The sequence below is a fragment of the Acinetobacter sp. CAU_H_S170_2 genome (genome assembly GCF_058890445.1).
Genome location: NZ_JBZYAE010000001.1, coordinates 1,044,510 through 1,059,470 on the forward strand (window position 1 = coordinate 1,044,510; position 14,961 = coordinate 1,059,470).

At 42.5% G+C, this 14,961-nt stretch carries 16 protein-coding genes and 1 tRNA gene; all 17 read left to right on the forward strand.

Features of this window, described 5'->3' with window-relative positions; translation table 11 throughout:
• Positions 1-58: 58 nt before the first annotated feature.
• The 17 genes from AC5EUN_RS05120 to lptB all read left to right on the forward strand — a co-directional run bounded on the left by AC5EUN_RS05120 (position 59) and on the right by lptB (position 14,736).
• Positions 59-2,851, forward strand: a complete 2,793-nt coding sequence (locus AC5EUN_RS05120) for a molybdopterin-dependent oxidoreductase (protein ID WP_493352184.1) — start codon at positions 59-61, stop codon at positions 2,849-2,851.
• Positions 2,848-3,474, forward strand: coding sequence for a molybdenum cofactor guanylyltransferase (gene mobA, locus AC5EUN_RS05125; protein ID WP_010327078.1), 627 nt, complete (start codon positions 2,848-2,850; stop codon positions 3,472-3,474). Before AC5EUN_RS05120 ends, mobA begins: the two co-directional genes overlap by 4 nt.
• A gap of 343 nt (positions 3,475-3,817) precedes the next feature.
• A complete protein-coding gene (gene moaA, locus AC5EUN_RS05130; RefSeq protein WP_493352185.1) occupies positions 3,818-4,846 on the forward strand; it encodes a GTP 3',8-cyclase MoaA in 1,029 nt (342 codons plus the stop codon).
• A gap of 1 nt (position 4,847) precedes the next feature.
• Positions 4,848-5,114 carry a MoaD/ThiS family protein gene (locus AC5EUN_RS05135; RefSeq protein WP_010327076.1) on the forward strand — a complete coding sequence of 89 codons (267 nt, stop codon included), beginning with the start codon at positions 4,848-4,850 and terminating at the stop codon, positions 5,112-5,114.
• A gap of 1 nt (position 5,115) precedes the next feature.
• Entirely contained in the window at positions 5,116-5,613 is a 498-nt protein-coding gene (locus AC5EUN_RS05140) for a molybdenum cofactor biosynthesis protein MoaE (RefSeq protein WP_010327075.1), read from the forward strand.
• A gap of 189 nt (positions 5,614-5,802) precedes the next feature.
• Positions 5,803-7,224: a cysteine--tRNA ligase gene (gene cysS / locus AC5EUN_RS05145; protein WP_010327074.1), complete on the forward strand. Its 1,422-nt coding sequence runs from the start codon at positions 5,803-5,805 to the stop codon at positions 7,222-7,224.
• 64 nt (positions 7,225-7,288) lie between these two features.
• Positions 7,289-7,364: transfer RNA gene (locus tag AC5EUN_RS05150), tRNA-Gly, on the forward strand.
• A 147-nt stretch (positions 7,365-7,511) separates the two neighbouring features.
• Entirely contained in the window at positions 7,512-8,159 is a 648-nt protein-coding gene (locus AC5EUN_RS05155) for a 2'-5' RNA ligase family protein (RefSeq protein WP_029575060.1), read from the forward strand.
• Positions 8,150-8,668 (forward strand): bifunctional adenosylcobinamide kinase/adenosylcobinamide-phosphate guanylyltransferase, encoded by a 519-nt coding sequence (cobU, locus tag AC5EUN_RS05160; RefSeq protein WP_010327072.1) that lies wholly within the window; start codon positions 8,150-8,152, stop codon positions 8,666-8,668. Before AC5EUN_RS05155 ends, cobU begins: the two co-directional genes overlap by 10 nt.
• On the forward strand, positions 8,665-9,717 hold the full coding sequence (cobT, locus tag AC5EUN_RS05165) for a nicotinate-nucleotide--dimethylbenzimidazole phosphoribosyltransferase (protein ID WP_010327071.1): 1,053 nt from the start codon (positions 8,665-8,667) through the stop codon (positions 9,715-9,717). Before cobU ends, cobT begins: the two co-directional genes overlap by 4 nt.
• A gap of 2 nt (positions 9,718-9,719) precedes the next feature.
• A complete protein-coding gene (locus AC5EUN_RS05170) occupies positions 9,720-10,322 on the forward strand; it encodes a histidine phosphatase family protein (RefSeq protein WP_010327070.1) in 603 nt (200 codons plus the stop codon).
• Positions 10,322-11,065 (forward strand): adenosylcobinamide-GDP ribazoletransferase, encoded by a 744-nt coding sequence (locus tag AC5EUN_RS05175; RefSeq protein WP_010327069.1) that lies wholly within the window; start codon positions 10,322-10,324, stop codon positions 11,063-11,065. The genes AC5EUN_RS05170 and AC5EUN_RS05175 overlap by 1 nt, the downstream gene beginning before the upstream one ends.
• 271 nt (positions 11,066-11,336) lie before the next feature.
• The gene (locus tag AC5EUN_RS05180; protein ID WP_010327068.1) at positions 11,337-12,314 is read left to right on the forward strand and encodes a KpsF/GutQ family sugar-phosphate isomerase; all 978 of its coding nucleotides are present in this window, start codon (positions 11,337-11,339) and stop codon (positions 12,312-12,314) included.
• A gap of 3 nt (positions 12,315-12,317) precedes the next feature.
• A complete protein-coding gene (locus tag AC5EUN_RS05185) occupies positions 12,318-12,857 on the forward strand; it encodes a KdsC family phosphatase (RefSeq protein WP_004982122.1) in 540 nt (179 codons plus the stop codon).
• 34 nt (positions 12,858-12,891) lie between these two features.
• A complete protein-coding gene (gene lptC, locus AC5EUN_RS05190; RefSeq protein WP_005400648.1) occupies positions 12,892-13,434 on the forward strand; it encodes an LPS export ABC transporter periplasmic protein LptC in 543 nt (180 codons plus the stop codon).
• Positions 13,424-13,990, forward strand: a complete 567-nt coding sequence (gene lptA, locus AC5EUN_RS05195; RefSeq protein ID WP_010327067.1) for a lipopolysaccharide transport periplasmic protein LptA — start codon at positions 13,424-13,426, stop codon at positions 13,988-13,990. Before lptC ends, lptA begins: the two co-directional genes overlap by 11 nt.
• Positions 13,990-14,736: an LPS export ABC transporter ATP-binding protein gene (gene lptB, locus AC5EUN_RS05200; RefSeq protein ID WP_004696348.1), complete on the forward strand. Its 747-nt coding sequence runs from the start codon at positions 13,990-13,992 to the stop codon at positions 14,734-14,736. Before lptA ends, lptB begins: the two co-directional genes overlap by 1 nt.
• The last annotated feature ends 225 nt before the right edge of the window (positions 14,737-14,961 follow it).

Genomic DNA, 14,961 nt, shown 5'->3' on the forward strand with positions numbered 1-14,961 from the left:
TTCTAAAAAGGAGGGGGTGATTTTAAGTATTTGCCATAGATAAAGGAGCGAAGCAGAAATGAATAGTATCCCTGTAATGGAACTGCATAGCTCCACAGAAAAAATGATGACAACCACACAAACCACCTGCCCATATTGTGGGGTGGGGTGTGGGGTAACAGCAACTGTTGACGAAACGGCTTTAGGGCAAAAAGTGTCTGTAGTGGGCGATGCTCAGCATCCATCTAATTTCGGAAAGTTGTGCATTAAAGGCAGTAATTTAGCCGATACCGTAGGTTTAGAAACACGTGTCTTACATCCCATGTTAGGGCGTAAACCGCAACGTGAGGTAAGTTCATGGGATACCGCAACAAATTTAATCGCCAATAAATTTCAACATTATATCGATCAATATGGGCCTGAAAGTATTGCTTTTTATGTGTCAGGTCAGCTGCTGACTGAAGATTATTATGTGGTCAATAAATTTGTTAAAGGCTACTTAGGTACGGCCAATATCGACACCAATTCACGGTTGTGTATGTCTTCAGCCGTTGCTGCGCATAAACGCGCTTTTGGTGAAGACTTAGTTCCAGCCAGTTATAGTGATTTTGAACATACCGATATGGTGGTTTTGGTGGGTTCAAATACTGCATGGTGTCATCCTGTGCTGTATCAACGCATCATGAAAGCTAAAGAGGAGCGAGATATTTTCGTCGTCGTGATTGACCCGCGTTTTACTGCCACCTGTGAGGCGGCTGATTTACACTTACCGATTTTACCGGGTCAAGATGTCGCGCTGTTCAATGGTTTATTACAGTATTTAGCAAACAATCATTGTACCGATACCGATTTTATTGCAAAGCATACTCAAGGCTTAGAACAAGCGTTGGCAAGTAGTGCATCGGAAGCATCAATAGCGAGTGTGAGCGAACGGACGGGGATTTCTGTTGAAAAATTAGCACTCTTTTTTGAAAAATTTGCTCAAACAGAAAAAGTGATGAGCTTATTTTCAATGGGGGTGAATCAGTCTTCACGTGGGGTAGACAAAGCCAATAGCATTACCAACTGTCATTTGTTAACTGGCAAAATTGGAAAATTAGGCGCTGCGCCTTTTTCCATGACGGGCCAGCCGAATGCGATGGGCGGGCGTGAAGTAGGTGGACTTGCCAATATGTTGGCTGCCCATATGGATTTGGATAATCCAAAGCATCAACAATTGGTACAGCAGTTTTGGCACAGTCCAACCATTGCAAAGCAAGTGGGTTTAAAAGCCGTCGACCTTTTTGAAGCGGTCGAAGCCGGAAAAATTAAAGCCATTTGGATTATGGCGACCAATCCTGTGGTGAGTTTGCCCAATGCCGATCAGGTGAAACGTGCACTAGAGAAATGTGAGTTTGTGGTGGTGTCAGACATTTGTCTGGATACCGATACCACTCAATATGCCGATGTGTTACTGCCTGCATTGGGTTGGGGTGAAAAAGACGGCACGGTGACTAATTCTGAACGCCGGATTTCTAGACAGCGTGCCTTTCTAGAACGCCCAGCCCAAGCACAAGCGGATTGGTGGTCAGTTTCACAAGTTGCTAAAAAATTAGGATTTCAGGGTTTTGACTTTGAAAGTAGTCATGACATTTTCAAAGAACATGCACAACTTTCAGCTTATCAAAATGCAGAAATCGATTTACGTTCATCGACTGAAACATTTCGCTATTTCAATTTGGCAGGTCTGACGAATCTTTCATTTGATGACTACCAAGAGCTTGAACCGACGCAATGGCCTGTGCTCGTACCTTTGAAAAACGGCCAAACCAAACCAAACATTTTTGCCCAATTATTTAAAGATGGTCAGTTTAGTCATCCAGATGGTAAAGCCAAGTTTATTGCAACAACGGCAGTTGGTGCGGTGAATCCAATTAGCAGTGAGTATCCATTGGTGCTGAATACAGGACGCATCCGCGATCAATGGCATACCATGACACGTACAGGTTTATCAGCTAATTTAAGCACACATAAAGCAGAACCCTATTGTGAGATTCACCCAAATGATGCCCTGAAATATGGTTTAAAAGATGGCGAACTGGTGGAGATCAAATCGGCTTGGGGAAATTGCGTACTGCGAGCTACAGTCAGTGACAATATCCGCCGTGGACAGATTTTTGCACCGATTCACTGGAGTGATCAATTCGCATCTGATGCACGGATTGGAAAAGTGGTGAATCCTGTGGTGGATGCGATTTCAGGAGAACCTGAGTTCAAACATACCCCTGTGATGATTCATCCGTTTTATACGCAATGGCAGGGCGTATTTTATGTCAGAACGGGCTTTGAACATTTGGTACAACAAAGTATTGAACAAAGCATTTGGTGGACCAAAATCAAAACGTCCAAAGCTATTCGTTATGAGCTGGCAGACCGTCGACGTTTTACGGAAACGACGGAACAACTCAAAGCTTTATTGCCTTTTGATGATGAAAGTTTTGAATGGCTCAATGTAGAAGATCAAACCGCCCATATCAGTCATAGTGTGGTGTTACAAGATGGACACCTCATTGCGAGTCTGTATATTGCACCTAAAGCGTTATTGCCAGATCGAGACTGGGTGGCAAGTCTGTTTAAGCGCGAACGCTTAAGCGCGATGCATCGGAAGGCTTTATTAGCAGGGCAAGCCATGTCAATGACTAATAGCGATGGCCCACTGGTCTGTAGCTGTTTTAAAGTTGGGAAAAATCGTATTATCGATGTCATTAAAGAAAAAAATATCACCCATGAAAAACAAGTCACTGCATGCTTAAAGGCAGGAGGCAATTGCGGTTCTTGCTTACCTGAAATTCGAGGTCTGATCAAAGCGTGTCAAACGGAGGAGGTAGAATGAAAAGAAAAATACTCAAACCCGTGAGCTACCCAGAAACTGAAGTTGTTATTTTGGCGGGTGGTCAGGCGCGCCGTATGAATGGCATTAATAAACTCTTGCAAAAATTTGATGATGAAATTCAACTTATCAAAATTCATCAGCAGTTAAAGTCACGTGCAACCAAGTTATGGGTCAACAGCCATCGCGATCATTCCATTTATGAGCGGTTGATTCCGTCGATTGGCTTTTTTGAAGATGAGGCAACAGGCTTTCAAGGGCCCTTGATGGGGATGAAAAGTGCATGGACACATGTGCAATCAGACTATGTGCTGTTCGTGCCCTGTGATGTAACTTTTATTCCGAAAAAAGTGTTTTCACGGTTACATCAAGCGATGCAACAAGATCCGAACTGTGGTGTCGTTATTGTAGAAATCAATGACCGTGCACTGTATCCGTTTTGTTTGTTAAAACGGAGCAGTTTACCGACATTGATTCAGCACCTTGAGCAAAATCAGCGCAGTTTAAGGCAGTGTTTTGCAGATTTGCACCCACAAGTGGCACGATTTAAAAATCATGCACTGTTTTTTCACAGCATTAACTCGTTGGATGAGTTACAACAGCATCGGCAACTCAATTTTTTATAAATACCTCAGATATTGAAGAGAGGAGGTGTGTTGAGAGCAAAAGATGTTGCCATAAACCGATTTGACTGTTTAAATAAAAATCTATAAAAGAACCAAATAAGTATTCGTGTTTATATTAAATTTATTATAAAACAAAAAATTAGAATATATTTATGGGAGTCGTTATTTTATTTAGATTATAAACGTATGTAGCAGTGATCACTCATTACGGCGGTGAACTGAAAATACTCAAAATGTAAAAAGTGCACAAAGTTGGAACAGTTATTGCAATTTATACTTTAGAAAATAGGGCGTGAAATATGAACTGCACCGACACCGCTCAAAGGACGCATAGGTAAGACAGATGAACAGCATGACCCATGTATCCGCAGTTAGAGTATTCCAAGATCAGTTTGGACGTGAAAAGCGCAAACTACGAATCTCTGTGACGGATCGTTGTAATTTTAAATGCGTCTATTGCATGCCCGAACATCCCGAATGGATGAAAAAGCACGACTTGCTCAGCTTTGAAGAACTCTACCATTTTTGCAAATTTATGGTGCAGCATGGCATTGAGCAAATTCGTATCACGGGCGGTGAACCGTTAATGCGCCAAGGTGTGGTGCATTTTATCGAACAGCTACAAAGCCTAAAAAAACAGGGGCTGAAGCGTATTTCCATGACCACCAATGGTCACTATTTAAAACAATATGCCGCTGCTTTAAAGCAAGCAGGGCTGGATGATTTAAATATTAGTCTAGACAGTCTAGATGCCGAACAATTTCAACACCTCACTAAAAAACAATTACATACAGTGCTGGAAGGAATTCAGGTCGCACAGCAGGTTGGTTTTAACATCAAAATCAATACCGTGCTGATGAAAGGCATCAATGACGATCAAATTGTTCCTTTGGTTCAGTGGGCAAAGCTGCAAAAGGTAGAACTGCGTTTTATTGAGTTTATGCCTTTGGATGGCGATCAAAATTGGTCGCAAGCCGATGTCGTCACTGAACAAGAGATTTTGTCCCAACTCAGCTCGCAATTTACGGTGCAAGTGCTTGAAGGACAAGGTGCCAATCCTGCACGTAGTTATCGGGTAGATGGTGAGAAGGTTGGGATTATTTCTACCATTAGCAACTCATTTTGTGGGGAGTGTGATCGACTACGGTTGAATGCGCAAGGTGTGTTTTATAATTGTCTTTTTGCCAAGCAAGGCTTAAATTTAAAGTCAGATATTCAGCAACTTGCCCAGCTCAATCAGCATGAACCCTTTGTTTTAGAAAGTAAACTTTCAACTTATGTTTGGCATAAAGAGCAAGGCTTTCATGCTATTCAAAAACAGCAGTTGCATCAGCCCGTGCGAAAAATCAGTATGCATATGATTGGAGGTTAGGATGACTCAGGAATTAAACAACGTGATTAAAGTGAAGATTGAAGCTTTTGGTGCGATTGAACGCCAGTTACCCCCTAATTTAATGCTGCAATGCGAGCCTGATTCATCGGTTACGGTGGTTTTAAAGGATCTCGTTACTCAGTACCCAGATGTCCACACAGTATTGGAGCGCTGTGCCTGTGCAATCGGTGAAGACATTATTCCAAGGCAGACTATTTTAAGTCGAGATTGTACTTTGGTGTTGTTGTCCCCTGTGGCAGGAGGTTGAGATGGAATTAAAACAATTTCCACGGATTCAAACCGTGACTTTTAGCCAAAATGACTTTGATGGCATCCAGCATTTTCCTGAGTGCGGCGGCATAGGCATATTCATTGGTACGGTGCGAAATCACCATCAAGGTAAAGCTGTAAAAGCATTGAAATATACCGCTTATGCACCTGTCGCTGAAAAAATGATTCGTCAAATTGAACAAGAGATCCAATTAAAATATGGCGTGTCTTATGTTCGGGTGGTGCATCGCATTGGCGCTTTAGATATTGGCGATACTGCCATTATTGCGATGGCTTATGCCGCGCACCGCCGTGAAGCCTTCCAAGCCTGCGAGGAAGCGGTGGAACGGGTGAAACATGAAGTTCCTGTATGGAAAGAGGAATTTTATATGGACGGTACCAGTCAGTATGTCGAGGGTTGCTGTATTCGAACAGATCATGAAGCGCCAAAACCTCATAGCCATGAGCATTGCGAGCATGTACATGTTCATCCCTAGTAAATGCATCATGCAATGCCAATATTTACCAGTAACCCGTTTAAGATTTGGATAATGGAAATTTGGAAATAGTTGCGTATAAATGAAAAGCGGCGAGATAATTGAAAGAAAAATCTTCTGAAAACTTTATGAAAAATAATGCTTAGGTTAAGATGATCCATTCTTATATTTGAAGTCTTTTGAATCGCTATGCAACCATTTGTTCTATATAACTCAGAGCAACGCAAAAAAGTAGAATTCGTACCTCGTGTTGAGGGGCATATTGATATGTATGTTTGCGGTATGACGGTATATGACTACTGTCATATTGGACATGCGCGCGTGATGGTTGCATTTGACTATATTATTCGCTTCCTGCGTAGCCAAGGTTGGAGCGTTAAATATGTACGTAACATTACCGACATTGACGACAAAATCATTAAACGTGCCAATGAAAATGGCGAGTCGATTACGCAGCTGACAGACCGCTTTATTCAAGCGATGAATGAAGATGCTGAAAATCTAGGGTGCCTACATCCAGATGAAGCACCGCGTGCGACGGATTATATTGATCAAATGCAAAGCATGATTGGTAATCTGGTTGAAAAGGGTACAGCTTATCCATCTGCCAATGGTGATGTGTATTTCCAAGTGGAAAAATTCGCTAAATATGGTCGTCTTTCAGGACGTAAATTGGAAGATATGCAAGCGGGTGCATCTGAACGTGTTGATGTTGAAGTTGAGAAAAAACATCCCTTTGACTTTGTACTTTGGAAACATGCCAAAGAAAATGAACCTGCATGGGCTTCGCCATGGGGCAAAGGTCGTCCGGGTTGGCACATTGAATGTTCTGCCATGTCGACTTGCTGCCTAGGGAACCATTTTGACATTCATGGTGGTGGTTCGGACCTCATGTTCCCGCACCATGAAAATGAAATTGCACAGTCTGAGGCTTCAACTGGCGAGCAGTATGTCAACTATTGGATGCATGTCGGTTTTATCAACGTTGATGGTGAGAAAATGTCGAAGTCATTGGGCAATTTCTTTACCATTCGTGATGTGATGGATAAGTTCCACCCTGAAGTGATTCGTTACTTCATTGTGTCATCACACTATCGTAGCCCTGTGAATTTCTCTGATGTTGCTTTAAAAGAAGCAAAAACAGCGCTGTCACGTTTCTATCATTCATTCAAAGCTTATCAACAAGCCTATGGCGATACACAAGTCGATACCTTAGATGAAACATTGCTTGAGCGTTTCAATAGTGCCATGCGTGATGACTTCAATACCGCTGAAGCCATTGCGGTATTGTTTGAAGTAAACAAAGAATTGAACCGTGCCGTAAAAGAGCAACAAACTGAGCAAGCTGCGATTTACTATGCAACTTTGCGTCATTTAACCAATATTCTAGGTTTGGTTCAGCACAATGTTGAAGAATTCCTGAAGTCTGATATTGGGCAAGAGGCTTTGGCTTTGTCTGAAGAGCAAATTGAAGATTTGATTCAACAACGTCAAGATGCGAAAAAAGCCAAAGAATTTGCCAAAGCGGATGAAATTCGTCAGTCTTTGTTGGATCAAGGTGTGGTTTTGGAAGACACTCGCCAAGGGACAATCTGGCGCCGCGCTGATTAATTCAGCAATTGCATTATAGAGTGTTGACAGTTTGATGAAACTCTCTATAATGCACATCCATATTGCGGGAATAGCTCAGTTGGTAGAGCACAACCTTGCCAAGGTTGGGGTCGCGAGTTCGAGTCTCGTTTCCCGCTCCAAAATTTAAAAAGCCTCAAGTTCAACTTGGGGTTTTTTTATGTCTGTAATTTGAGTGTATTGAAAATAATTCATTTAAATGTGAAATTATCTCGGCGTTTCAGCCCATAATTTTGACAAAAATATGCTTAAATCATTCATCTTCATTTGTGAATAAAATTGTGTTTCTTCAACCCAATAGTACTGTAGTACCGACCGAAGCTCGAGACTATCCTGAATGGCATTTGGGACGAGAACGCTATGCACTTTGGTATATTGAAGTGGATGATCCCGTTTTGATCAGCTATTTAACAAAGCTTCGTGAGCAGTTTTCAGATTTGCTTTATCAATCAAATCAACGGCAGTTTCATATCACTTTATTTGTTGCAGGTTTTTGGGTAGAACAGGCAACACAGTCGGATGACTTTAGTCGAGTGCAACTGAATCAGCAGCTTGAACGCCTTAAAAAATTAAAGCTAGAATCTTTTCAGTTACAGATAGGTGGATTAAATAGTTTTGAAAGTGCCTTATTTTTAAAAGTGGATGATAGCGCAGGCGTATTGGATAAAATTAGAAAAACATTGCTGCAAACCTCGCAGGAAGTCGCAGCATTAAGTTATTGTCCACATATTACATTAGGTCTATACCGTGAAGCAGTGGGTAGTGATCATGTATTGGAACGTATGGCTGAAATTGAAGATATTAGGTATAGCTTAAATGTCTCAAAGCTCACGTTTGGTTTTTATCAGTCCCATGTCCTACAAGGGGCATTGTTTTCACAGACACAAATTGAGTTGGGGAATGCGCAATGCAACTGATTTTAGGTGGTGCACGTTCGGGGAAAAGTCGCTTGGCGGAGCAGATTGCCCAACAGCTGGCGCAGCCTGTGATCTATGTCGCCACAGCACAAGCCTTGGATGGGGAGATGCAAGCGCGTATTCAACACCATCAGCAACAACGACCCGAAGATTGGGGGCTGTGTGAAGAACCCATTTATCTTGCAGAGCAGTTGCTCAAATTAGATCGCCCAAACCAAACCATTTTGGTTGATTGCCTGACCTTATGGATGAGTAATTTACTGATGCATGCTGACCCAGATTTGCAAGTTCAAGAATGCCAGAAGTTGTTAGATGTTGTCGGAAATTTACAGTCCGAGCTGATTTTAGTGAGCAATGAAACAGGCTTAGGTGTGGTTCCAATGGGACAAATCAGCCGACGTTTTGTTGATGAAACAGGGCGATTGCATCAGCAGTTAGGTCAAATTGCAACAAAAGTGGTGTTCTGCGTAGCAGGATTTCCAATGATTTTAAAAGGAGAGCAAGTGTGAGTTGGTGGTTAGAAGCATGTCAAAGTCCGAGTGAGTCTGTATTGCCTCAAGCCCTAGCACGCCAGTCACAGTTGACCAAACCGACAGGCTCGTTGTCGGAGCTTGAATCGGTTGCAGTGACCTTAGCTAGTTTGCAAAACACTGTAAAACCCAAGATTGACCGCCCATGGATTACAATTTTTGCAGGTGATCATGGGGTGATGGAAGAAAATATTTCTGCCTACCCACAAGCGGTGACACGTCAAATGTTGCAGAACTTCGCAACTGGCGGGGCGTGTATTAGTGTGATTGCCAAAGAGTATCAAGCCAAGTTACAAGTCATCGACTGTGGTTCAGTCGGTGAAGCGTATGAATATGTCGGGGTTGAACGCCACTGCATCCGCGCGGGGACGGCTAACTTTGCTCAAACCCAAGCCATGACTGAAGCTGAATGTGAAGCAGCTTTTGCTTTGGGGCAAAAAAGTGTGGAAGATGCCATCGCTTATGGGGCAGATATCTATGTCGCGGGTGAGATGGGCATTGGAAATACCTGTTCAGCCTCAGCCGTGGCTTGTTTTTTATTGGCTGAACCTGCTGAAAAGCTCACGGGTGTTGGAACAGGTATCCGTACTGAACAATTAATACATAAAAAACAAGTGATTGATCAAGCACTTGCATTGCATACCCAATATGTCGATAACGATCCGTTTAAAGCCTTATGTGCAGTGGGTGGACTTGAAATTGCAGCCATGACAGGCGCGTATATTCGCTGTGCACAACTGAGGCTGCCAATGGTGGTAGATGGGTTTATCAGTACCGTTTCGGCATTGCTCGCAGTACGCTTAAATCCACAGGTTCGTGCTTGGATGCTCTTTGGGCATCAGTCGGCTGAATATGGTCATGTCCGTTTATTAGAAGAACTTAAAGCGATGCCTTTATTGAAGCTGAACCTACGTTTGGGTGAAGGCAGTGGAGCAGGAGCTGCACTGGGGTTGATCAAACTCGCCTGTCGCTTACACAATGAGATGGCAACATTTGCTGAAGCAGCCGTGATTGGTGAGAAAGTTTAAGGATGTTGTATTTAGATTTCCTACGCCACGGCGAAACTAATTTAAGCCATACTCTACGGGGTAGAACGGATGATGCTTTGACTGCGAAAGGATGGGCGCAAATGCGATCTACCATAACACAGTCTGAGCAGACTGGTCAGGCGTGGGATGTCATTTATAGCTCACCATTACAGCGCTGCCGTCTATTTTCAGAGCAGTGGGCGGAGCAAAAACAGCTTCCTTTGTATATAGAACCGAATTTGCAAGAAATGGATTTTGGGGAATGGGAGGCTCAGTCGACTGAGCGACTCTATCAACTCTACCCAGATGAATTGGCTCAATTTTGGCAAACACCGTTAAGCTTTACCCCGCCTCAGGCGGAAAGTTTATTGACATTTAAAAGTCGTGTTCTAGAGTCAGTAGAGACCTTGACTCAGCAAATGTATGCGCAGGGCTGGACACGCGCATTGATTATTTCCCATGGTGGAGTGATTAAACTCTTAAAATGCCAAGCGCTGAAACAGCATGATAATGATCTTTTAAAAATGTCAGCAGAGTTAGGGCAGTTGAACTGCTTTGTATTCGATCAAGGGCAGCTTCAGTTTATTCAAAGTGAGGACGTGTAATGACACCGTTTTGGATTGCATTACAGTTTTTAACGACCTTTCCAGTTCGCCTAAGCGTAATGCCAACGCCTCAGCAAAATGCGCAGGCATTGTTGTTTTATCCTGTAGTGGGTTTGCTTATGGGAGGAATTCTATATGGGATCGCCCTGTTATTGCATGCTTTGCCACTTGTGCTGTTAAGCAGTGTGATTCTGGTGTTATGGATTTGGTTGACGGGTGGTTTGCATCTGGATGGTTTAGCCGACACTGCCGATGCTTGGATCGGTGGTTTTGGTGATAAAGCACGCACACTTGAGATCATGAAAGATCCGAGTTGTGGGCCGATAGGTGTACTCAGTCTTATTGTGGTATGCATATTAAAGTGGTCTGCACTGTGTGTGTTATTGCAGCAGCAGTGTTATAGCGCACTCATTTTATTTCCTGTCTTAGGACGTCTCGTACCGCTATTCTTCTTTTTAAGTACAGACTATGTGCGCGATAAAGGACTCGGCAGTCAGTTGAGCCAACATTTAGCACGACCAATTGCAATGGCACTTTTACTGCTGATGCCTTTGGTGGCTTTGTATTGGGCATGGGTTGGTACTGTGGTGATTGCCACTTTTTATCTGGTACTGTGGTATTTGCGGTATAAATTTATACAGCGTATTGGCGGTGTGACGGGAGATACCATTGGTGCCAGTATTGAAATGATTGAATTAGCGACACTCTTTAGTTTTGTGATGGCTACTTTTTATTTCACTTAAGTTAGGGGATATATAAGAGCCTCTCAGTGTGAAAGTTGTGCAGTCATGCGTTGCCGAAAGAAAAAAGAATAAAAAGGTAGCGAGCTATATGCATTTGAAACAAAGGTCTTTCATCATCAGCAAAACACATTTGTAGATATGTTGTGAAAATCCAAAGATTTCCGCGCTAGTTGTCTACAGAGATATGATAAAATTGCGAAAATTATTTTTTATGTGCTGACGTTTCATTTCGTCACACGGTTCAGGTAAAACAACGTTGAATTCTGAAAATATGTCAAATCCCATTGATTTCCAAAAAGTTGCTTTAGAAACACTAGAGATAGAGCGTCAGGCACTCTCGGTACTTGCTCAGCAAATCGATGATCGTTTTAGCCGTGCTTGTGAAATTATCTTAAAGTGCAAAGGTCGCTTAGTCATTACTGGTATGGGTAAATCAGGGCATATTGGCCGAAAAATGGCAGCCACATTTGCCTCTACAGGTACGCCATCATTCTTTATGCACCCAGGTGAAGCGGGGCATGGTGATTTGGGGATGTTGGTTGCAGGTGATGTGTTGATTGCGATTTCAAACTCAGGCAAGAGTGATGAAATCATGATGCTGATGCCTTTGATCAAATATTTGGGTGTGCCTTTAATTACCATCAGTGGGGATGACCGTGGGCCGATGCCACAGAATGCTGATGTGGCGCTGACGTTGGGCAATATTCAAGAAGCTTGTCCATTAGGTCTAGCACCAACATCGAGTACAACGGCGACTTTAGCCTTGGGTGATGCATTGGCTGTTGCACTGTTAGATGCACGCGGGTTTACTTCAGATGACTTTGCACGCTCGCATCCTGCGGGTGCTTTGGGTAAACGCTTGTTATTACATGTGAAGCATTTAATGCACACTGGAGACGAACTACCGAAAGTGTCTCCAGATACAGCAATGAACAAAGTTCTGTATGAAATCTCTAATAAACGCCTAGGTTTAACCACAATTGTAGATGAAAATGACCGTCTATTAGGAATTTTTACCGATGGTGACTTACGCCGTTTGATTGATAAACAGCAAGGTTTTGATGTGAACTTGGCGGTGTCTGATGTGATGATTAAGAGCCCGCTGACGATTTCACCGGAAGCACGTGCTGTTGAAGCCTTAGAGCGAATGAATGAAAAGAAAATTAACCAATTTGTCGTTGTTGATGAGAGCAATAAAGTCATTGGTGTTTTGAGTATGCATGACCTGATTCAAGCTGGGGTAAATTAAAAAATGGCTTCTTATATTTTGTTAGAACAAGCGCGTTATGTAGAAGCTCTAGTTTTGGATGTTGATGGTATTTTAAGTGATGGTTTTGTGACTTTGACTAACTCGGGAGACGAAATCAAATCTTTCGATATCCGTGATGGCTTAGGTATGAAACTGGTTCAGCAAGCTGGTGTGAAAGTGATTATTATCACAGGACGTAAAAGTCAGATCGTAGAAAAACGGATGTCTGATTTGGGCGTGGACCTTGTTTATCAAGGCCGTGAAGACAAAGGTGTTGCATTGCGCGAGGCTTGTGCAAAATTTGGTATTTCACCCGAAGATTGTTTATACATGGGTGATGATTGGCCTGACCTATCTGCATTTGCCATTGCAGGCATGAAAGTGACCGTGCCAAATGGTCATTTAGAAGTACGTCGCCGTGCCGATTTGGTAACTCAAGCGATGGGTGGACGTGGCGCGGTACGTGAAATCTGCGATATGATTTTACAAGCCAAAGGTGTATACGAAACTTTACTTGAAAAGTACACCGCAGTCCCGCATTAATCTGTATGCATGCATGAGAGTTTAGTTAACATTTATGGATACTAAAGTTTTATATATCACTGCTGTAGCCATTGCGGCTATCAGTAGTGGTTATTACTATTACAGCGGAAAAGGGCAAAAGCTCGAGGTCGATGGTGCGCAAAGCATGACCTATTCTGCTGAGCAGATCCAACTGACTCAAACAGATGAGGAGGGTAATTTATACGTCCGCGCAAAAGTAGATCGTCTTGAGCAGGACATGCAAAAGAAGACCTCTAAGTTAGAGAACTTAAATGCTGAGATGTATAAAGATGGAAAAGTGGATGCGACTTTCTATGCCAAGCAAGCCAATGGCATCAACGACAACGAAAAAGTCGTTCTGACAAACCAAGTGGTTGCAAAGAAAATGTTGGATCAAGGTCAGATGCAGTTTGAGACCGCAGAATTGACTGCGTTTCCACAGACGCGTGAACTTGAATCTCAGCATCAAGTGGTTGTTACGACACCACAAGCCGAATTTGTTAGTCAGGGCTTAAAAGCGAATTTAAATACGGGTCAATATGACTTTTTCCATATTCGAGGGAAGTATGAACCATAATCCAAAATTTTCTATTTCTAAAACTTTCCTCAAGCAAACACTTGCACTGAGTTTAGGTGTGGCTGTTTCAACTTTTGCTTTAGCACTACCAAGTGACCGTAGTAAAGCGATTTCGTTGGTGGCAGATCGAGCAACGTTTAATGAAAAAACTGGTGTTACGACGTACACAGGCAATGTCATCATTGAACAGGGTACGATGAAACTACAAGCAGATTCAATTGTTGCCAATTTAAATCAAACCCGTCAAATTAGCACCATTACGGCCAATGGTAAGCCTGCACGTTTCCAGCAGCAAGTCAGTACCAATAAAGGTATTGCCAAAGGTCAGGCGCAAAAAATTATTTATAATGCAGAAACAGGCATTATTACCTTATCGGGCAGTGCACTTCTAGAACAAGATGGTGCCAGTATTCGCGGTAATACATTGCGTTATAGTATGAACAAAGGTGACATCGAAGCGATTGGTACACCAAATAACAGTGGTTCGTCGAGTGGTCGTGTTCAAATTGTGATTCCACCTTCAAGTTCTCAATCCTTCCCAGGAGCGCGTGACTAATGGAGCAAACTCTCAATCAGCCACAAACCCTATGTATTAAGCATCTTGCGAAAAACTACAGTAAGCGTTGGGTAGTGAAAGATGTATCGTTTAGCATGCAAAGCGGACAAATCGTAGGTTTACTTGGCCCTAATGGTGCAGGGAAAACTACCAGTTTCTATATGGTGGTTGGACTGGTGCGTATGGACAAAGGTGAAATTCATCTTGATGACCTAGACATGTCTGATTTGGCCATGCATGAACGTGCGCGTAAAGGCATTGGTTACTTACCTCAAGAAGCATCAATTTTTAGAAAACTCACCATTTCTGAAAATATTATGTCGATTTTGGAAACGCGTAAAGACCTGAACAAAGAACAACGTAAACAGCGTCTGCATGAATTGCTGGCCGATTTCAAAATTAGCCATATTAAAGATTCATTGGGTATGAGTGTATCTGGTGGTGAACGTCGTCGTGCTGAAATTGCACGTGCACTTGCAGCCGATCCAAAATTTATGTTACTCGATGAGCCTTTTGCTGGGGTTGACCCAATTTCAGTGGGTGACATTAAAGATATTATTCGTACTCTAAAAGACCGTGGTATTGGCGTTCTAATTACAGATCATAACGTTCGTGAGACTTTGGCGATTTGTGAACGTGCTTATATCGTGAGTGAGGGTGCGGTGATTGCTGAAGGCTCTCCAGATGAAATCTTAGCCAATGAAACCGTGCGTCAAGTTTATCTTGGTGATGATTTCACTGTATAAGATTATTCTGCGCCAATGAAAATAATTGGCGCAGATTTCCCTCTCATATTTTTAATCCATCGCTTTGTATTGAATTAAGAATAGGGCATTCCCTTTCTATCATCCTTTTGAAATCACTTCTTTCAGCATGCTACATAGGATGCATATCTATTTATTTTGTGTGGGCTTAAAGCGAAAAGCCATTTTCATACGATAGCTGATTGAAAATACGTTATAATTTTTTGT